Here is an 18,322-nt window from a genome sequence, read left to right on the forward strand (position 1 = left end):
CGGGGGCCGGTCCGTTTACCGGACCGGTCCTAGTCGTTCCGCCCCCGCCCCCCGCAAAGGAGGGCATCAATGTCCAAACGTGACTACTACGACGTCCTGGGCGTCAAGAAGGGTGCCTCGGCGGACGAGATCAAGAAGGCCTATCGCCAGAAGGCGAAGGAACTGCACCCCGACCGCAACCAGGACGACCCGAACGCGGAAAGCCAATTCAAGGAAGTGAACGAGGCCTACGACGTCCTCAAGGACGCCGAGAAGAAGGCTGCTTACGACCGCTTCGGCCACGCGGCCTTTGAAGGCGGGATGGGCGGCGCCGGCGCACGTCGGCCCGGCGGCGGCATGGGCGGAAACGCCGATTTCGCCAGCGCCTTCTCCGACGTATTCGACGACCTCTTCGGCGATTTCATGGGTGGACGGCAGGGCGGTCGCCAGCGCGCCTCACGCGGCGCCGACCTGCGCTACAACCTGCGCGTGACGCTCGAAGAGGCGCATTCCGGCCTGCAAAAGACGATAACCGTGCCCACTTCGGTCCCCTGCGGATCGTGCAAGGGCTCCGGCGCCGAGGGCGGCGCCGAACCCACCACCTGCCCGACCTGTTCCGGCATGGGCAAGGTCCGCGCGACGCAGGGCTTCTTCACGGTGGAGCGCACCTGCCCGACATGCTCGGGCCTGGGCCAGATCATCAAGAATCCCTGCAAGAGCTGCGGCGGCAACGGCCGCGTCCAGAAGGACCGTGCGCTGTCGGTGAACATCCCCGCCGGGGTCGAGACCGGCACCCGCATCCGCCTCGCCGGCGAGGGCGAGGCCGGGATGCGCGGCGGCCCGCCGGGCGATCTCTACATCTTCATCGAGGTCGAGAAGCACAAGATCTTCGAGCGTGACGGCGTCGACCTGCATTGCCGCGTCCCGGTCTCGATCACGGCGGCGGCGCTGGGCGGCGATATCGAAGTGCCGACCATTGATGGCGGCCGCTCGCGCGTCAAGATCCCCTCCGGCAGCCAGTCGGGCCGCCAGATGCGCCTGCGCAGCAAGGGAATGCCGGCCCTGCGCGGCGGCGGCACCGGCGACATGTATATCGAACTGGCCGTTGAGACACCCGTGAACCTCACCTCGCGGCAGAAGGAACTGCTCAGGGAATTCGAGGCGTTGAGCGAAGACAACAACCCGGAATCCAAGAGCTTCTTCTCCTCGGTCAAGAACTTCTGGGATTCGATGAAGGGCTAGGCGCCGGAGCCAACCGGGCCGCGAAGCGGGATATGGGACGGCGGGCGGGGCGATGTCTCCGCAGGAGACGAGCGCCGTGACGCCGTCCCGTTAACCACCTGCTAACCATCCCTGCGCGATGCTCCGGCCATGACCAGAGCCGTGCATTTCTCCGATTCCCAGGCCGCCCTCTTCGACAGGGACGAGGCGCCGGAAACCGCCCTTCCGGGACAGGAACGGCTACCCTCCTACATCCGCGACCACCGGGCACGGCTGCGCGAACGCTTCATGGTGGGCGGCGCCGACGCCCTGCCGGATTACGAGATGCTGGAACTGGTCCTGTTCCGCGCCATTCCCCGCCGCGACATAAAACCCCTGGCTCGCGCCTTGCTGGAACGCTTCGGCGATTTCAACGGCGTGCTCTCGGCCCCGCCCCCCCGCTTGGCAGAGGTCGCGGGCGTGGGCGACGCCGTCGTGACGGAACTCAAGATCGTCGAGGCCGCGGCGCACCGCCTCGCCCGGTCAAAAGTCCTGCGCCGACCCGTCGTCAGCAGCTGGGACGCGCTGCTGCAATACTGCCAGACCGCGATGGCCCACGCGGATATCGAGCAGTTTCGCATCCTGTTCCTCGACCGCAAGAACGTGCTCATCGCCGACGAGGCGCAGGCGCGCGGCACCGTCGACCATGTCCCCGTCTATCCGCGCGAGGTCATCAAGCGCGCGCTGGAGCTGAACGCCTCGGCGATCATCCTTGTGCACAACCATCCCTCGGGCGATCCGACGCCAAGCGCCGCTGATATCGACATGACGCAGCAGATCCAGATGGCCGCCGACACGATGGGAATCACGCTGCACGACCACCTCGTGATCGGCAAATCGCGCGAGCTCAGCTTTCGGGCCGAGGGGCTTCTTTAGCGCACCCAGACCTCGACCCGCCGGTTCACCTCGCGGCCCCAGGCGCTGTCGTCGCAGGCCATGGGCATCGCCTCGCCATACGCGTCGGTTGCGATCTCGATGCGGGTCAGGTCGGCCGCCTCTGCCGCAGTGATAATCGCCGCCCGAACCGCCTCCGCCCTCTGCGTGGCGATCTCCAGGTTGGCGGAAACCGGCCCGACACCGTCGGAGAAACCCACGAAGACCAGCCGTCGGTCGTCATAGGTTCCAGCCTCCAGCTCGCGGGCCAGTTGCTGCACGTTCGACCGCGACTGCGCGTCCAGCCGGGCCGAGCCCGCCTCGAACCGGAACGAGGTCGTCAGGCGCCGCATCGTCGCCAGTTCCGACACCATGCGCCGCAACGTCTCGAGACCGTCTACCCCTTCGGCCACCCGGATCGCGTTGGCCAGCCGGTCGCCCTGCATGTCCAGCGGCACCTCCTCGGGCGCCTGGTCGACGAAACCGGCGCGGCGGATCACGATCTGCGCCGGGGGCGACCGCGTGAAGGCGAGGAAGTCACGCGCCAAGGCGGGCAGGCGACGCGCCGGCAGGTAGAGAAAAATCGGAGCCGTCAGCGGGTAATCCTCGGTCTTGACCGACCGCCGCGCCGCGCGCAGCTGGAACCCGCAAGCACCGGTCAGCACCAGCGACTTGGCATTGCCGGTCTCGGAGAAGCTGGCAAGGCCCAGACCAAAGGCGTCTCGCGCGACGGCCTGCGCCAGGGCGGCGTTGTCGTCATGCCGCCGCAACTCTCCCGCGAGTCCAACCGCGACAGGCCGCAGCAGCCGGTCCTCGACCCGCTGCGCCAGGCCGGATTCGGCGCCAGGCAGATGCAGCACGACCGGCGCATCCGGTCCGCCCAGCGCCGCCCAATTGTCGATTCGGCCGGTCAGCAGGGCCGAAAGCTGCGGCAACGACAGGGTGTCGACCGGGTTCGAGGGGGACACGATCGGCACCAGCGCATCCAGCGCCAGCACGCGCGAGCGGTTGGCGTCGGCGAGATCGCCCAGCCCCGCCGCCTCGGCGGTTCGGCGTTCCTCTGGGCGGATCTCGCGCAGCGCCATGACGATATCGGCCTCGTCCGCCATCAGGTCGGCGAACCCCTCGGCCGTGTTCGTCATCCGAAAGGTAAAGCGGCCCACGGGTTTTTCCGTGGCACGGCTGGTCAGGACATAGCGAAAGGCGCTATCCTCAAGTGTTTCTCGTTCGGCCATCAAGCCGCCGCGCAGGGCAAAGGCCTCGACCAAGGCGGGCATCAGCACGGCACCGATCGTGGCAGAGCCGGAAATCGTCAGTTCGGCGACGTAATCGGTCAGAGACGGGCAGCCGATCCCTTCGCAGAGCACGCCCGAGCCATCCAGCGTCAACTCGCCGTAGCGCGTGCGCAGGCGATAGAATTCGCCGTCGAACCCCAGCAGCGTGCCGCTGAGCTCGATGGCGCCATCGCGCGACCGCAGCGTGACATCCTGCGCTTGCGCGCCCTGCCCTGCCAGCGCAAAGAAAAGTGCGGCGAAAACCGCCGCACGAAGCCGTCGCATCGGAAAACCTGCCCCGCCAGATCCATTACCTGGCGGCGATTGTCAGGTCTCCGACGAGGTTTTTCAACACCAGAAAGTCGCCTTTGGCCTCGCAGGAAGGCATGCTGAGTTGCAGGTCGCGCACCCGCAAGTCGCCCGCGTCATGCAGTTCCAGCGTCTGCGCCTCGACCACGGTATCGCAATTCGCACCCGTGATCTCGGCCTCGACCGACAGGGCCACCTGGCCCGAGCGGCGCGCCGTGCCGGCAGGGAAGGAATAGACCTCGGCCAGCAGCGCGTCGGGCGCGTCCTCACGACCCAACCGAGACAGGAAACCGCCGTCACCCCGTGCGGCGTTGCCCAGGTCTCCGGCGGCGGCAGCCCAGACATGGCCCGGCGTGAAATAGGCAGCGCCATATTCGCGCGCGTGCAGTTGCAGACCGGCCTCGCCCTTCCACTGGACGACCACGCGATCATAGAAGGACAGCGCGTTCACCTCGGCCACCGCCGAAGCGCCGTCACCGCTTGGGAAGGCCGCAATGAAGACGGCGTTATCGTTCAGCGCAGGCACGGTCACGGTCAGCCTGCCGTCCGGTTGGACGATCTCGGTGAACATCATGCCGTGATGATGGATGGTGACGCGTTCGCTGGCGTTGCAGGGGGCGGTCAGACCCAGGTCGACCATCGCCCCAGCCACAGGCTCGGCGGTCATCGCGATCGTGCAGTCGAGACTGCCCTGAAGCGTCGCACCGGCCGTTGCGGCGTCATCGCCGGGCAGCGGCGGCAGGGCGGCGGGCAGGGCGTCATCCTCCAGCGCGGCGAGCGTGACCGATCCGCCCGGCAGTCCCATTGCGTACATCTCCGTCGGCAGTTTCGGCTTCACGGCAGCAGACGAGGTCGGCGTGATGTCGGACACCACGACGGGGCCCTGCGGCGCCTGTCCCGGCAGGCCGTATTGCATCACGTAGCCGATGCCCAGCGCGCAGCACAGGGTGGCCCCGGCAAGGGAATAGCGGCTCTTGCCAACAGAAGGCTGGCCAGGGGCGCGGGCCGGTTTCGGCGCTGCGGCGACCTTTTCCTTCCGCTTTCCCAACTGGGGCAGTGCAATCTTGAGACGTGCCATGCCGGCCTCCCGCCAAATGGATACACTGGCGGTTGTGCCCGCCAATCGTGGCGGGCATGAGGCGTGTCAGCGGAGCCTTTTGGGCAATTCCGCGCCGCTCCGGGTCAGGCAAGCCGTCCGTGGCAATGCTTGAACTTGTTCCCCGACCCGCAGGGGCAGGGATCGTTGCGGCCCGGATCGCCCCATGTGGCCGGATCGGTTTCGTCGAAGCCCTCGACCAAGGGTTGCGCCTCAGCCTCAGCCACGGGCACGGGCACGGGCGCGGTCTGCGCTTCGGCGATCACGGCTGGCGCGGGCTGTGTCCCGGGCTCTGTCGCGGCCGGGTCTGCCGGCTGGGCCGGCTGTGCCTGCGGACGATTCAGCATGCCCTGCTGCGCAAGGATCTGCTGCATCATCGCGCGCTGCTCTTCCTCGGTCATCGGGCGGACCTGGCTCAGCTTGGCGGTCACGTCCTCGCGCAGGCCGTCGAGCAGCCCCTCGAACAGCTGGAACGCCTCGTTTTTGTACTCGTTGAGCGGATCGCGTTGCGCATAGCCGCGGAAACCCACGACCGAACGCAGGTGCTCGAGCGTCAGCAGATGATCGCGCCACTTGGCGTCAATGGTCTGGAGCAGGACCTGCTTTTCGATCTGGCGCATCGTGTCGGGGCCAAACGCCTCCTGCTTTTCGGCCATCAGCTTGTCGCTGGCCTCGTCGAGGCGTTCGCGGATCACCTCCTGATCGACGCCATCCTCTTCGGCCCAGGCGATCACCGGCACGTCCAGGCCCAGCTTCTCGATGCAGGCGGCATAGAGACCCCGCACGTCCCATTGGTCGGCATAGGCCTTGGGCGGGCAATGCTGGTCGACCAGGTCGTCGATCACCTGATGACGCATGTCGGCAACGATCTCGGACTGGTCTGCTGCCTCCATGATCTCGCGGCGCTGCGCAAAGATCACCTTGCGCTGGTCGTTCATCACGTCGTCGAACTTCAGCAGTTGCTTGCGGATGTCGAAGTTGCGCCCCTCGACCTTGGCCTGTGCGCGTTCCAGCGACTTGTTGACCCACGGGTGGACGATGGCCTCGCCCTCTTTCATGCCGAGGCCCTTGAGCACCTTGTCCAGCCGTTCACTGCCGAAGATCCGCATCAGGTCGTCTTCGAGGCTCAGGAAGAATTCCGAGCGGCCCGGGTCGCCCTGGCGGCCCGAACGGCCGCGCAGCTGGTTGTCGATGCGGCGGCTTTCATGCCGTTCGGTGGCCAGAACGAACAGACCACCCGCGTCCTTGACCGCCTGTTCGTCGGCCTTGTGGCCCTCTTCGATCTCGGCGCGGATCTCGTCGGGGTGGCGCTCGGGATCGGCGGCGATGGCCTCCATCACCTTGAATTCCACGTTGCCGCCCAGCTTGATGTCGGTGCCGCGGCCGGCCATGTTGGTCGCGATGGTGACGGCGCCCAGCTTGCCCGCGTCGGCGACGATCTGGGCTTCCTGTTCGTGCTGGCGGGCATTCAGGACGTTGTGCGGCAACTCGGCCTGCTTCAGCAGCTGGCTCAGCATCTCGGATTTCTCGATGCTGGTGGTGCCGACCAGCACAGGCTGGCCCTTGCCATGGGCGCGGCGGATTTCCTCGACGATGGCCTCGTACTTCTCGCGTGCGGTGCGATAGACCTTGTCGTCCTCGTCGATCCGGGCGATCGGGCGGTTCGTCGGAACCTCGACCACGCCCAGGCCATAGATCTCGCCGAATTCGGCCGCCTCGGTGGCGGCGGTGCCGGTCATCCCGGCCAGCTTGTCGTAAAGGCGGAAATAGTTCTGGAAGGTCACGCTGGCCAGCGTCACGTTCTCGGGTTGGATCTGGCAGTCTTCCTTGGCTTCGATCGCCTGGTGCAGGCCGTCCGACAGCCGGCGGCCCGGCATCATGCGTCCGGTGAACTCGTCGATCAGCACCACTTCGCCGTCGCGGACGATGTAATCCTTGTCCTTCTGGAACAGCTTGTGCGCTCGCAGGGCCTGGTTGACGTGGTGCACGACGGTGGTCGATTCCGGGTCGTACAGTGTCTGCCCGTCCGGCAGCAGGCCGCGCGCGTGCAGGTGCTCTTCGAGAAACTCGTTGCCCTCGTCGGTATAGGTGACGTTGCGGGTCTTCTCGTCGATCGTGTAGTGATCCTCGGACAGGTCGGGGATTAGCTTGTTGATGCCGACATACAGCTCGGAGCGGTCCTGCGACGGGCCCGAGATGATCAGCGGCGTGCGCGCCTCGTCGATCAGGATCGAGTCGACCTCGTCCACGATCGCGAAGTAATGGTCGCGCTGGTAGATCTGGTTCAACTCGGACTTCATGTTGTCGCGCAGGTAGTCGAAGCCGAGTTCGTTGTTGGTCGCATAGGTGATGTCGGCGGCATAGGCCGCCTTCTTTTCTTCCTCGGGCTGGCGCGGATAGACGACCCCGGTGGTCAGGCCCAGCGCCCGGTAGACCTTGCTCATCCATTCCGCGTCGCGGCGGGCGAGGTAGTCGTTCACGGTGACGATGTGCACGCCGCGCCCGGTCAGCGCGTTAAGGTAGGCCGGGAAAGTAGCGACCAGCGTCTTGCCCTCACCGGTCTTCATCTCGGCGATATTGCCCTGGTGCAGGAAAATCCCGCCCATCAGCTGCACGTCGAAGGCGCGCAGCCCCAGCGCCCGCTTTGCCGCCTCGCGGCAATTGGCAAACGCCTCGGGCAGCAGCGCTTCCAGGCTCTCTCCCTGCTTGACCCGCTCGCGGAATGCTTCGGTGCGGGCGATCAGCCCGGCATCGTCCAGCTTCTCGAACTCGGGTTCCAGGGCGTTGATCTTTTCGACCAGCGGGCGCGTCGCCTTGATCTTGCGGTCGTTCGGCGTGCCAAAGACCTTGCGCGCGATTTTTCCCAGCATGCTGTGTGCCTGTCCTGTCTGACGGTCTCGTGTGCGGCATCTGCTTGCCCGCCTCGCACACAGCCCATATGACGGTGGAAAAGACCGGCCTCGCAAAGCCACGCTGCTACGTAAGGGGCGGGCCGAAAAGTGTCAACGCCGCGCCCGTTCGACGCGGCAAAACGTGCAAAGGACCTGTCATGTCGATGACCCTTCTGAAACGCTCCGTCGCCGCGCTGGCGCTGCTGGCCTCGCCGCTGGCCGCCGAAGAGATGACCGCCTCGACCGTGGTCGCGACGGTGAACGGCACCGAGATCACGCTGGCTCACATGCTGATGGTCCGTGCCTCGCTGCCCGAGCAGTATCAGGAACTGCCCGCCGACGTGCTCTGGGACGGCATCCTCGACCAGTTGATCCAGCAGGAGTCGCTGGCCCAGGACCCGCGCGCCGAGGTCACCCGCAAGGCCGAGATCGCGCTGGAAAACGAACGCCGTTCCCTGCTGGCCGCCGAGGTCATCGGTCGCGTTGCCCGCGACGCCATCACCGACGAGGCGGTGCAGGCCGCCTATGACGCGCAATACGTCAATGGCGATGCCGGCACGGAATACAACGCCGCCCATATCCTGGTGGAAACTGAGGAAGAAGCCGCGGCCATCGCCGCCGAGATCGCCGGCGGCGCGGATTTCGCCGAGCTGGCGCGCACCCGCTCCACGGGCCCCTCTGGCCCGAGTGGTGGCGCACTGGGCTGGTTCGGCCCCGGCATGATGGTCGCGCCCTTCCAGACCGCCGTGGAACAGCTGACCGCGGGCCAGGTCTCTGCCCCCGTCCAGACCCAGTTCGGCTGGCACGTGATCAAGCTGAACGAGACCCGCACGCAACAGGCACCGGCACTGGACGCGGTGCGCGAGCAGATCGAAGGCCAGTTGCAGCAGGACGCGGTGAACGCCCTGATCGATGGCCTGGTGGAACAGGCCGAAGTGACCCGCACCGACAAGGCCGAGATCGACACCTCGATCCTGTCCAATCTCGACCTTCTGGAGGACTGAATGGGCAAATATCCCCGCTCGCCGCTGGCGCCTGAAACCTTTCCCTCCCTGCCGGTGATCGATGGGCTGCGGCTTGCCACGGTCGAGGCTGGCGTACGCTATCCCGGTCGCCGCGACGTGATGCTGGCACATCTCGCGCCGGGCAGCACCATGGCGGGGGTGTTCACCCGCTCTGCCACGCGCTCGGCGAACGTGCTCGATTGCCAGGCCAAGATCGGCCTCGACAGCGACGCGGGCGCCGCGATCATCGTCAATTCGGGGAATTCAAACGCCTTCACCGGCAAGGCGGGCGAAGAGTCCGTCGCCGCGATCTGCGCAGCCGTGGCAGAGCGCACCGGCCTGCCAGCCAGCCGCGTGTTCACCTCATCGACGGGTGTGATCGGCGAACGCCTGCCGTATGATCGCATCACCGCCAAGGTCGATGCCCTGGCCGAGGCGCTGGACGCGGCCAGGCTGGAAGAGGCCGCGCAGGCGATCATGACCACCGACACATTCCCCAAGGGAGCCACGGTGACGGTGGAGATCGGCGGCAAGCCCGTGAAGATCGTCGGCATCGCCAAGGGCTCCGGCATGATCGCGCCCGACATGGCGACCATGCTGGTCTACATCTTCACCGACGCGAAAATCGCCCGCGCCGACCTGCAGCCGATGCTGACGCGACTCACCGACAAGACCTTCAACTGCATCACCGTTGACAGCGACACCTCGACCTCGGACACGCTGCTGCTGGGCGCGACCGGCACCTCGGGTGTCAACGTCACGGGCCATGCCGCCTTCGAGGACGCGCTGCACAGCGTGATGCTCGACCTCGCGCACCAGGTGGTGAAGGACGGCGAAGGCGCGTCCAAATTCGTCACCGTTCGCGTCACGGGGGCGGCCAGCGATGCCGATGCCCGCACGCACGCCCTGTCCATCGCCAACTCGCCGCTGATCAAGACCGCCATCGCGGGCGAGGATCCCAATTGGGGCCGCGTCGTCATGGCGATCGGCAAGTCCGGTGCCGCGGCCGATCGCGACCGCCTGACCATCCGCTTTGGCGATATCTTGGTGGCCGAAAACGGCTGGGTCTCGCCCGGCTACCGCGAGGACCAGGGCGCCAGCTACATGAAGAACCAGAGCCTCACGATCCATGCCGATATCGGCCTAGGACAGGGCCAGGCCACGATCTGGACCTGCGACCTGACCCATGGCTATATAAGCATCAACGCCGACTACCGGTCCTGATCTTCATCTTGCCAGACAAACTCCGGGGGGCGTGCCGCAGGCATGCGGGGGCAGAGCCCCCTTCCCGGCTCGTACCGGGATGCCCGTCATGAAAACCGTCCTCGTCTCCGCCGTCGCCCTGATCGACCCGGATGGCCGCGTCCTGCTGGCCCAGCGGCCTGAAGGCAAGTCCATGGCCGGCCTCTGGGAATTCCCCGGCGGCAAGGTCGAGGCAGGAGAGACGCCCGAGGCGGCGCTGATCCGCGAATTGCAGGAAGAACTTGGCATCGACACCTGGGCTTCCTGCCTCGCCCCGCTGACCTTTGCCTCGCACAGCTACGAGAGCTTTCACCTGCTGATGCCGCTTTATGCCTGCCGCAAGTGGAACGGCATCCCCGAGTCGCGGGAAGGACAGCGCCTGGCCTGGGTCAAGCCGGCCGCCTTGCGCGACTACCCCATGCCACCGGCGGATATTCCGCTAATTCCGATCCTGCGCGACTGGCTCTGACCGTTCCATCTTCCGGGAACGCTTTACAATTGGGCGAATGCCGGTTTTTTGTGTCAAAATTCTTGTCGATTTTTTTCGAATTCAACCATATATATATCTGAGCATTGACATTCGGAAAAGCTGCCATGCTGCGCACGATCATCATCGGAAGTTGCGTGTCCGTGCAGGGCCTCCTGGAAAAGACCTTGCCCGACGGACGGATTTCCGTCCGCGTGGGTGATCGGATCTTCACCGGGCTTCCTGTCGGCCAGCGCGCCTGACCTATCCACCCTGCCCGAAGGGTGGGCCATGAACGAAAAAAGCGCCCCCGCAGGGGCGCTTTTCCTTTTCCGCATGGCGCGAGTCAGACGAGCTTGCGCTCGATTTCCTCACGCTCGAAGATCTCGATGACATCCGCGGGGCGCACGTCGTCGTAGTTCTCGAAGGCCATGCCGCATTCCTGGCCGGACTGAACCTCAGAGACCTCGTCCTTGAAACGCTTGAGCGTCTTCAGCGTGCCTTCGTGGATCACGACGTCGTCGCGCAGCAGGCGAACACCGGCGCTGCGCCGCGCCACGCCCTCGGTGACGAGGCAGCCCGCAACCTTGCCCACGTTCGAGACCTTGAAGACCTCCTTGATCGTGGCATAGCCGATGAACTTCTCGCGCACTTCCTTGGACAGCAGGCCCGAGGCCGCCGCCTTCACGTCGTCCACGAGGTCGTAGATCACGCTGTAATAGCGGATTTCCACGCCCTTCTGGTTGGCCGCGTTGCGGGCCGGCGCGTTGGCACGCACATTGAAGCCGATCACCGGGCAGCCCGAAGCTTCGGCCAGGCCGATATCGGTCTCGGTGATGGCGCCGACACCCGAGTGGATGACGCGGACGCGAACTTCCTCGTTGCCGACCTTTTCCAGCGCCTGCACGATCGCCTCGGCCGATCCCTGCACGTCGGCCTTCACGACCACCGGCAGTTCTGACACGTTGGCGTCGTCCTTGGCCTTCTTCATCAACTGTTCCAGCGTGGTCGCGGCACCGGCTGCGGCGCGCTTTTCCTTGGCGAGGTTGGCGCGGTATTCCGCGATTTCGCGCGCCTGCGCCTCGGTCTCGACGACGTTCAGCACGTCGCCCGCCTCGGGGGTGCCGTTCAGGCCCAGCACCTCGACCGGAACCGACGGGCCGGCCTCTGCAACGCGGTCGCCCTTGTCGTTGATCAGCGCGCGGACCTTGCCGAATTGCTCGCCCACGACAAAGATGTCGCCCTGGCGCAGCGTGCCGTGCTGGATCAGCACCGTCGCCACGGGGCCACGGCCCACGTCCAGCTGCGCCTCGATCACCGCGCCTTGCGCGTTGCGGTCGGGGTTGGACTTCAGTTCCAGGATCTCGGCCTGAAGCGCGATGGCCTCGAGAAGGGTGTCCAGGCCCTGGCCGGTATGGGCCGAGACTTCGACGTCCTGGACGTCGCCGGACATTTCCTCGACCACGACCTCGTGCTGCAACAAGTCGGTGCGCACCTTGGTCGGGTTGGCGGAGGGCTTGTCGACCTTGTTGATCGCCACGATCATCGGCACCTTGGCCGCCTTGGCGTGGTTGATCGCCTCGACCGTCTGCGGCATGACCGCGTCATCCGCTGCCACCACCAGCACGACGATGTCCGTCACCTGCGCGCCGCGCGAGCGCATCGAGGTGAAGGCCGCGTGGCCGGGCGTGTCGAGGAAGGTCAGCAGATCGCCGTTCTTCGTCGTCACCTGGTAGGCGCCGATATGCTGCGTGATGCCGCCGGCTTCGCCCTGCGTCACCTGGGTGTTGCGGATCGCGTCCAACAGCGAGGTCTTGCCGTGGTCGACGTGGCCCATGATCGTGATGACTGGCGGACGCGGCAGCAGGTCCTTGGGATTGTCCTCGACCCGGGTGATCACGTCCTCGACGTCGGCGTCGGACACGCGGGTCACGCGGTGGCCGAATTCCTCGATGATGAGTTCGGCGGTATCGGCGTCGATCGCCTGGTTCTGCGTCGCCATGATGCCGTTCTGCATCAGCGACTTGACCACGTCCGCCACGCGTTCCGCCATCCGGTTGGCCAGTTCGGCCACCGTGATCGTCTCGGGCAGTTGCACGTCGCGCACGACCTTCTCGCGCGACTGGGCGCCGCCCATCGCCTTCTGGCGGGCGCGCTCCTGCTTGCGCTTCATCGCGGCGAGCGATTTCTGCCGTCCGCCCTCGCCGCCCAGCGCCTGGTTCAGCGTGAGCTTGCCGGCTCGGCGGCTGTTGTCGTCGCGGACCTTGCCGCCGCGGCCGCGTTCCTCGCGCTCGCGCTCGGCCTTGCGGGGTGCGTCGGCCGCAACCTTTTCCTTGACCGGCTTGGGTGCGCGTGCGGCGGCCGAGTCGGCAGGGGCAGCGGAGGCGGGCTCTGCCGCCTGCTTGGCCGCCTGCGCGGCCTCCAGCGCCTTGCGTTCTTCCTCTTCGGCCTTGCGGCGCAGGGCCTCTTCGGCCTCGCGCTGCTCGCGTTCCTTCTGTTCCTTCTCGGCGCGGAGGCGGTCACGCTCTTCCGTGCGCATACGCTCTTCTTCTTCGCGCTTGGCCTGTTCCTCGACCTCGCGGGCCTTGGCGGCCTGCAATGCCTTCAGACGGCGTTCCATCTCGGCATCGGAAATCCCCGCGGGCCGCTTGGCCGAAGCGGCAGCCGCCGTGACGGCCGCACTTGTCGGAGTCGCGCCCGTCTTGCCGCCAGCCGCACCCGGCTTCGGCACCACGACGCGCTTGCGCTTGGTTTCCACCACGACGTTCTTGGTGCGACCGTGGCTGAAGCTTTGCTTCACATTGCCCGACCGGGCACCACCGCGCAGACCCAAAGTTTTCTTGCCGTCGTTATCGCTCATAAAGCTACTTCATCCTTTCAGGCGACCGTTGCCGCCGTGGTCCGCGTCAGCCCTTCCGACGCGGAGACCCTTCAACCGTTGGGCTTCCTCTACAACACGCCGCGAAAGACCGCCAGCGCCAAGCGCCGCGTGTATCACCTTTTCGCGGCCAAAGGCCATCCCCAGTTCGTCCGCCGTGAGCCAGCCGATATAGTCGCCGCCGTAGGGCGTGCTGAGCTTCGACTTGCCCCGTTCCGACCCATCCTCGGCCTGGATCAGCACCGTCGCCCGCTCGGTCTGGAGCCAGTCCTTGACCTTTTCATAGCCGGTGACTGCCTCGCCCGACTTCCGCGCAAGGCTGATCAGATCGACAACCCGGCGGGACAGCATCCGTTCCAGAAGACCGGGCAGATCGTCGGGCACCGTGACCGGCTGCTTGGCCGCGCGGGCGAAAAGACCCTTGGTCGCGGCGCGGGTCAGGGCGGCGCGATCCGGGATCACATATATACCCCGGCCCGGAAGTTTTCCAGCCAGATCGGGCACCACCGCACCGTCGGGGGCCACGACAAAACGGATCAGGTGCGCCTGCGGATGCACCGCTTGCGTGGCGATGCACTTGCGCTCCGGCCCGTCGTCCCGATCCTTGTCGCGGCCCCCTCGGGTCATGCTCAGTCTTCCCGCTCTTCGGTTTCCCCGTCCGCATCGCCCTCTTCGGCCTCTTCGGCCTCGAGTTCGGTCGGATCGACCCAGCCCAGCAGGACCCGTGCGGTCATCACCATGGTCTGCGCCTCTTCGAGGCTGACATCGAATTTCTCGAGCAGGCCCTCATCCTTGACGCGCTGGCCGTTCACCGTCGTCCAGCCGCCGGCCAGTTCCCAGTCGGCGCAGGTCGCGAAATCCTCGAGCGTCTTGACGCCGTCCTCGGCCAGCGCCTCTAGCATCTGCGGCGTCAGCCCCTCGAAGGACACCAGGCTGTCCTCGGCACCCAGTTCGCGGGCGCGTTCCAGCGCCTTGCGGGCCTGCTCTTCGAGCTGCTCGCGGGCACGGGTCTGCAGTTCGGTCGCGGTGTCTTCGTCCACCCCGTCGATCACCAGAAGCTCGTCCTGGTCGACATAGGCGACTTCCTCGAGATTGGTGAAGCCTTCCGAGACCAGCAGCTGGGCAAAGAATTCGTCCAGGTCCAGCGCGTCCATGAACAGCTGGGTACGCTCCTCGAATTCCTTCTGGCGGCGCTTCGATTCTTCTTCCTCGGTGAGGATGTCGATATCGAGGCCGGTCAGCTGCGACGCGAGACGCACGTTCTGGCCACGGCGGCCGATGGCCAGCGACAGCTGGTCGTCGGGCACCACCACCTCGATGCGCTCGGCATCCTCGTCCAAGACCACCTTCGACACTTCAGCCGGCTGCAGCGCGTTGACGAGGAAGGTCGGCATGTCCTCGTTCCACGGGATGATGTCGATCTTCTCGCCCTGAAGCTCGTTCACGACGGCCTGCACGCGGCTGCCGCGCATGCCGACGCAGGCGCCCACGGGGTCGATCGAGCCGTCATAGGAAATGACGCCGATCTTGGCGCGCGAACCCGGGTCGCGGGCGACGGCCTTGATCTCGATGATGCCGTCGTAGATTTCCGGCACTTCCATCTTGAACAGCTCTGCCATGAATTCCGGCGCGGTGCGCGACAGGAAGATCTGCGGGCCGCGGGTCTCGCGGCGGACGTCCTTGACGTAGCAGCGGATCCGGTCGCCGGGGCGATAGCTTTCGCGGCCGATCTTCTCGTTGCGGCGCAGGATGGCCTCGCCGCGGCCCACGTCGACGATGATGTTGCCGTATTCCTCGCGCTTGACGGTGCCGTTGATGATCGTGCCGACGCGGTCCTTGAATTCCTCGAACTGGCGGTCGCGCTCTGCCTCGCGGACCTTTTGCAGGATCACCTGCTTGGCCGACTGCGCCGCGATCCGGCCCAGTTCCACCGGCGGAACTTCTTCGACGAAGGTGTCGCCGACCTTGGGTTCGGCCATGTATTGCTTGGCCTGCTGGACTGTCATCTCGGCCTGATAGTTCTCCAGCTCCTCGTCCTCGACCACGGTGCGCACACGGGTAAACGAGGCGCGGCCGGTCTTGCGGTCGATCTTGACCCGGATGTCCATCTCGGAGCCGTAGCGGGACTTGGCCGCGCGGGCGAGGCTTTCCTCCATCGCCTCGACGACCAGAGACGGGTCGATCATCTTCTCGCGCGCAACCGCCTCGGCGGTCTGCAACAGTTCAAGCTGGTTGGCAGAGGTGATTGCCATGTCGTCTCACTCCTCCTGGGGGCCGTCGTCGGCCTCGATCTCGTCGAACTTGCTTTCGTCGATCTGCGCGGCCTTGCGGGCCTTCAGCATGGCGCGGATCAGGTCGTCTGTCAGGACCAGCTTGGCATCGGCCAGCCAGTCGAATTTCAGGCCGATGGTGCCCTCGTCGAGGTTGACCAGAACCTCGTCGTCCTCGACTCCCGCCAGGATACCACGGAACCGCTTGCGGCCGTCGATCATGTCGGTCGTCTCGATCTTGGCCTCGTAGCCCTCGAAGGTCTCGAAATCCTTGAGCCGGGTCAGCGGTCGGTCGATGCCCGGGCTGGAAACCTCGAGCGTGTAGGCCTCGACGATCGGATCCTCGACATCCAGAACTGCGCTGACGGCGGTCGAGATGCGGGCGCACTCGTCCACCTCGATGCCGCCCTCGGGGCGTTCGGCCATGATCTGGAGCGTCGGCGTGTTGCCGCCCATCAGGCGGATGCGCACCAGCTCGAACCCCATGTCCTCGATGACAGGGGTCAGGATCTCGGCCAGGCGGCTGTCCATGCCGGTCTTGGCGATCAGGTTTGACATGCTCTCCCTTCCGGGGGTGATCTCAGGCACAAAAAAACGGGCCAGCGGCCCGTCGGATGGTGTCCGGTGGGCGCCGGGTGTGGACCCCAGCGCACCGCTGTTGAGGGGCATATACGCCGGCAACCCCGGTTTGACAAGGGCGTTGCATCCGGCCGACGCGGGGACGTGGACAAGTTCCCGCTTTCCCCCGATAACGCCGCAAACCGAGGGGAGGACACCATGACCCAACTGCACTTCGCCGAAAGCCTGTCGCGCCTCGGCACCGAATCGGCCTTTGTCGTGCTGGCGCGGGCGGGACAGCTGGCCGCGCAGGGGCGCGACATCATCAATCTCGGCATCGGCCAGCCGGATTTCCGCACGCCCGAGCATATCGTCGAGGCCGGGATCAAGGCGCTGCGCGACGGCCATCACGGTTACACCCCAGCCAACGGTATCGGTCCGCTGCGCGAGGCCGTCGCCGCCGACCTGCACCGCCGCCACAATGTCGAGGTGAACCCCGATCACGTCGTCGTCGTGCCGGGCGGCAAGCCCACCATGTTCTTTGCCGTTCTGATGTTCGGCGAGCCGGGGGCCGAGATCCTGTATCCGAACCCCGGTTTCCCGATCTACGAATCAGTAATCCGCTATTCCGGCGCCACCCCGGTTCCGATCGCCCTGAAGGAGGAAAACGGCTTTGCCTTTTCCGCCGACGAGGTGCTGGGCCAGATCACGCCGCGCACGCGGCTGATCATCATCAACTCGCCTGCCAACCCCACCGGCGGGGTCACCCCCCGAGAAGAGGTGGACAAGCTGGTGGCGGGACTTGCCGCTCATCCGAACGTTGCGATCCTGTCGGACGAGATCTATTCGCAGATGCTCTATGATGGGCGGGAACATGTCTCGCTTTTGCAATACCCGGAAATCCGCGACCGGCTGATCATGCTGGACGGCTGGTCCAAGACCTACGCCATGACCGGCTGGCGGCTGGGCTACGCGGTCTGGCCGGCCTCGGCGGTGGATCACGTCACCCGTCTTTGCATCAACGACCATTCCTGCGTGAACGCGGCGACGCAATACGCGGGTCTGGCCGCGCTGACCGGGCCACAGGACGCGGTCCGCGACATGGTCGCGCAGTTCGACGCGCGGCGAAAGGTGATCGTCGAGGCGCTGAACGCCCTGCCCGGCGTGCGCTGCCCCGACGCGGCAGGCGCCTTCTATGCCTTCCCGAACATCGAGGGCACCGGCATGACGTCGAAACAGGCGCAGGACCGTTTCCTGGACGAAGCCGGGGTCGCCACCGTCGCCGGCACATCTTTCGGCCGGTATGGCGAGGGCTATGTCCGCTTCTCCTACGCCAATTCGACCGAGAACATCCTGAAGGCGATCGAGCGGATCGGCGGGTTGCTGGGCTGACGCACGGGCGCTTGCGCAGCAGGGGCCCCGCCCCTTAGAACGGCGTCGGGCCAGGATCCCTTCCGGCCTGACGGCATCCCGCGGGCTGTCGGGGGCCGGTCGGCCCGCACCCTTTCGGGATCGGCAAAGGACGGATCGGCATGGCACGACGGGACGGGGCATATTCGCGGGTCATCGCGTGGCTCAAGATCCTGCTGCCCATGATCGCGCTGGCGCTGCTGTCCTCGCTGTTCCTGCTGTCGCGCAAGTCCGAGCCGGACATGCGCGTACCGTTCTCGGACGCGCTGTCCGAGACCGATCTCGGGCAGGAGAACGTCCGCCGGGCGTCATATGCCGGGATGACCGAGCGGGGCGACATGCTGACGATGACCGCCGGAACCGTGCGCGCCGTGGGCGACGGCAACTTCGAGGCCGAAGGCATTGCCGCCCGGATGACCCTGCTCGACGGTGGCGAGGTGACGCTGGACGCGCGGCGCGCGCTGATGCGGCAGGCCGAGGACGACATGGTGCTGAGCGGCGACGTCCTGTTCCGCAACGACGCCGGATTCGAGTTGCGGACCGACTCGCTGACCGCCTCGATCAACCGGATCGCCGCCCAAAGCGGCGGGCCCGTCACCGGAACCGGACCGGGCGCCATCATCGAGGCCGGACGCATGGAAATCGAGGCCGTGGGCAAGGATGACGACCTGATCCTGCGATTCTCGGGCGGGGTGCGCACCGTCTGGCAACCGGAATAGGCCACCGCCTCGCATGCTTGACCCGGTGTGGGCCCGCCCTTATTGCGGGCCGGACGCCGCAGGCCGCGCCCGGCGGCCGGATAAGGAGCCCGC

General features: G+C 66.2%; 15 protein-coding genes. 8 read left to right on the top strand and 7 right to left on the bottom strand.

The genetic code is table 11. The features are described from left to right. The first annotated feature begins 69 nt into the window (after positions 1–69). Positions 70–1,221: a molecular chaperone DnaJ gene (gene dnaJ / locus KB874_RS16300; protein WP_212537611.1), complete on the top strand. Its 1,152-nt coding sequence runs from the start codon at positions 70–72 to the stop codon at positions 1,219–1,221. A 129-nt stretch (positions 1,222–1,350) separates the two neighbouring features. Continuing rightward, positions 1,351–2,115 carry a RadC family protein gene (gene radC / locus KB874_RS16305; RefSeq protein ID WP_212537612.1) on the top strand — a complete coding sequence of 255 codons (765 nt, stop codon included), beginning with the start codon at positions 1,351–1,353 and terminating at the stop codon, positions 2,113–2,115. Here radC and KB874_RS16310 read toward each other — a convergent pair. From KB874_RS16310 to secA, 3 genes are all read right to left on the bottom strand, one after another. Beyond that, positions 2,112–3,671, bottom strand: coding sequence for a phosphate ABC transporter substrate-binding/OmpA family protein (locus KB874_RS16310; RefSeq protein ID WP_212537613.1), 1,560 nt, complete (start codon positions 3,669–3,671; stop codon positions 2,112–2,114). The two genes, radC and KB874_RS16310, sit on opposite strands and share 4 nt — an antisense overlap. Before the next feature lie 25 nt (positions 3,672–3,696). Continuing rightward, a complete protein-coding gene (locus KB874_RS16315) occupies positions 3,697–4,773 on the bottom strand; it encodes a translocase (protein ID WP_249200550.1) in 1,077 nt (358 codons plus the stop codon). Positions 4,774–4,877: 104 nt separating this feature from the next. Further along, a complete protein-coding gene (secA, locus tag KB874_RS16320) occupies positions 4,878–7,661 on the bottom strand; it encodes a preprotein translocase subunit SecA (RefSeq protein ID WP_212537614.1) in 2,784 nt (927 codons plus the stop codon). A gap of 179 nt (positions 7,662–7,840) precedes the next feature. Here secA and KB874_RS16325 point away from each other — a divergent pair, with 179 nt between their 5' ends. The 4 genes from KB874_RS16325 (at position 7,841) to KB874_RS23210 (ending at position 10,657) form a co-directional block, all read left to right on the top strand. After that, complete coding sequence (locus KB874_RS16325) at positions 7,841–8,686, top strand: peptidylprolyl isomerase (RefSeq protein WP_212537615.1); 846 nt, start codon at positions 7,841–7,843, stop codon at positions 8,684–8,686. Next, the gene (gene argJ, locus KB874_RS16330) at positions 8,687–9,910 is read left to right on the top strand and encodes a bifunctional glutamate N-acetyltransferase/amino-acid acetyltransferase ArgJ (RefSeq protein WP_212537616.1); all 1,224 of its coding nucleotides are present in this window, start codon (positions 8,687–8,689) and stop codon (positions 9,908–9,910) included. 88 nt (positions 9,911–9,998) lie between these two features. After that, on the top strand, positions 9,999–10,397 hold the full coding sequence (gene mutT / locus KB874_RS16335) for an 8-oxo-dGTP diphosphatase MutT (protein ID WP_212537617.1): 399 nt from the start codon (positions 9,999–10,001) through the stop codon (positions 10,395–10,397). Positions 10,398–10,522: 125 nt separating this feature from the next. Then, positions 10,523–10,657 (top strand): hypothetical protein, encoded by a 135-nt coding sequence (locus KB874_RS23210; RefSeq protein ID WP_283054847.1) that lies wholly within the window; start codon positions 10,523–10,525, stop codon positions 10,655–10,657. 83 nt (positions 10,658–10,740) lie between these two features. Here KB874_RS23210 and infB read toward each other — a convergent pair whose 3' ends face one another. Genes infB through rimP form a run of 4 tightly spaced genes read right to left on the bottom strand, consistent with a single transcriptional unit; the run spans position 10,741 to position 16,100 of the window. After that, on the bottom strand, positions 10,741–13,254 hold the full coding sequence (infB, locus tag KB874_RS16340; protein ID WP_212537618.1) for a translation initiation factor IF-2: 2,514 nt from the start codon (positions 13,252–13,254) through the stop codon (positions 10,741–10,743). A 9-nt stretch (positions 13,255–13,263) separates the two neighbouring features. After that, entirely contained in the window at positions 13,264–13,899 is a 636-nt protein-coding gene (locus KB874_RS16345; protein WP_212537619.1) for an RNA-binding protein, read from the bottom strand. A 2-nt stretch (positions 13,900–13,901) separates the two neighbouring features. Continuing rightward, positions 13,902–15,524 (bottom strand): transcription termination factor NusA, encoded by a 1,623-nt coding sequence (nusA, locus tag KB874_RS16350; RefSeq protein ID WP_212537620.1) that lies wholly within the window; start codon positions 15,522–15,524, stop codon positions 13,902–13,904. Positions 15,525–15,530: 6 nt separating this feature from the next. Further along, positions 15,531–16,100 carry a ribosome maturation factor RimP gene (gene rimP / locus KB874_RS16355; protein ID WP_212537621.1) on the bottom strand — a complete coding sequence of 190 codons (570 nt, stop codon included), beginning with the start codon at positions 16,098–16,100 and terminating at the stop codon, positions 15,531–15,533. 219 nt (positions 16,101–16,319) lie between these two features. On the opposite strand from rimP, the gene KB874_RS16360 reads away from it, so the two are divergent. Continuing rightward, complete coding sequence (locus tag KB874_RS16360; protein WP_212537622.1) at positions 16,320–17,492, top strand: pyridoxal phosphate-dependent aminotransferase; 1,173 nt, start codon at positions 16,320–16,322, stop codon at positions 17,490–17,492. Between the two features lie 140 nt (positions 17,493–17,632). Then, a complete protein-coding gene (gene lptC / locus KB874_RS16365; RefSeq protein ID WP_212537623.1) occupies positions 17,633–18,229 on the top strand; it encodes an LPS export ABC transporter periplasmic protein LptC in 597 nt (198 codons plus the stop codon). Positions 18,230–18,322 lie beyond the last annotated feature (93 nt).

The sequence above is a fragment of the Thetidibacter halocola genome, from assembly GCF_018224955.1.
Lineage (GTDB): Bacteria > Pseudomonadota > Alphaproteobacteria > Rhodobacterales > Rhodobacteraceae > Thetidibacter > Thetidibacter halocola.

Coding starts and splice junctions, on each gene's coding strand:
- mutT (WP_212537617.1), top strand. CDS start 9,999: ATGAAAACCGTCCTCGTCTCCGCCGTCGCCCTGATCGACCCGGATGGC.
- KB874_RS16325 (WP_212537615.1), top strand. CDS start 7,841: ATGTCGATGACCCTTCTGAAACGCTCCGTCGCCGCGCTGGCGCTGCTG.
- KB874_RS16315 (WP_249200550.1), bottom strand. CDS start 4,773: ATGGCACGTCTCAAGATTGCACTGCCCCAGTTGGGAAAGCGGAAGGAA.
- lptC (WP_212537623.1), top strand. CDS start 17,633: ATGGCACGACGGGACGGGGCATATTCGCGGGTCATCGCGTGGCTCAAG.
- KB874_RS16345 (WP_212537619.1), bottom strand. CDS start 13,899: ATGACCCGAGGGGGCCGCGACAAGGATCGGGACGACGGGCCGGAGCGC.
- radC (WP_212537612.1), top strand. CDS start 1,351: ATGACCAGAGCCGTGCATTTCTCCGATTCCCAGGCCGCCCTCTTCGAC.
- KB874_RS23210 (WP_283054847.1), top strand. CDS start 10,523: ATGCTGCGCACGATCATCATCGGAAGTTGCGTGTCCGTGCAGGGCCTC.
- nusA (WP_212537620.1), bottom strand. CDS start 15,524: ATGGCAATCACCTCTGCCAACCAGCTTGAACTGTTGCAGACCGCCGAG.
- infB (WP_212537618.1), bottom strand. CDS start 13,254: ATGAGCGATAACGACGGCAAGAAAACTTTGGGTCTGCGCGGTGGTGCC.
- argJ (WP_212537616.1), top strand. CDS start 8,687: ATGGGCAAATATCCCCGCTCGCCGCTGGCGCCTGAAACCTTTCCCTCC.
- secA (WP_212537614.1), bottom strand. CDS start 7,661: ATGCTGGGAAAAATCGCGCGCAAGGTCTTTGGCACGCCGAACGACCGC.
- KB874_RS16310 (WP_212537613.1), bottom strand. CDS start 3,671: ATGCGACGGCTTCGTGCGGCGGTTTTCGCCGCACTTTTCTTTGCGCTG.
- KB874_RS16360 (WP_212537622.1), top strand. CDS start 16,320: ATGACCCAACTGCACTTCGCCGAAAGCCTGTCGCGCCTCGGCACCGAA.
- dnaJ (WP_212537611.1), top strand. CDS start 70: ATGTCCAAACGTGACTACTACGACGTCCTGGGCGTCAAGAAGGGTGCC.
- rimP (WP_212537621.1), bottom strand. CDS start 16,100: ATGTCAAACCTGATCGCCAAGACCGGCATGGACAGCCGCCTGGCCGAG.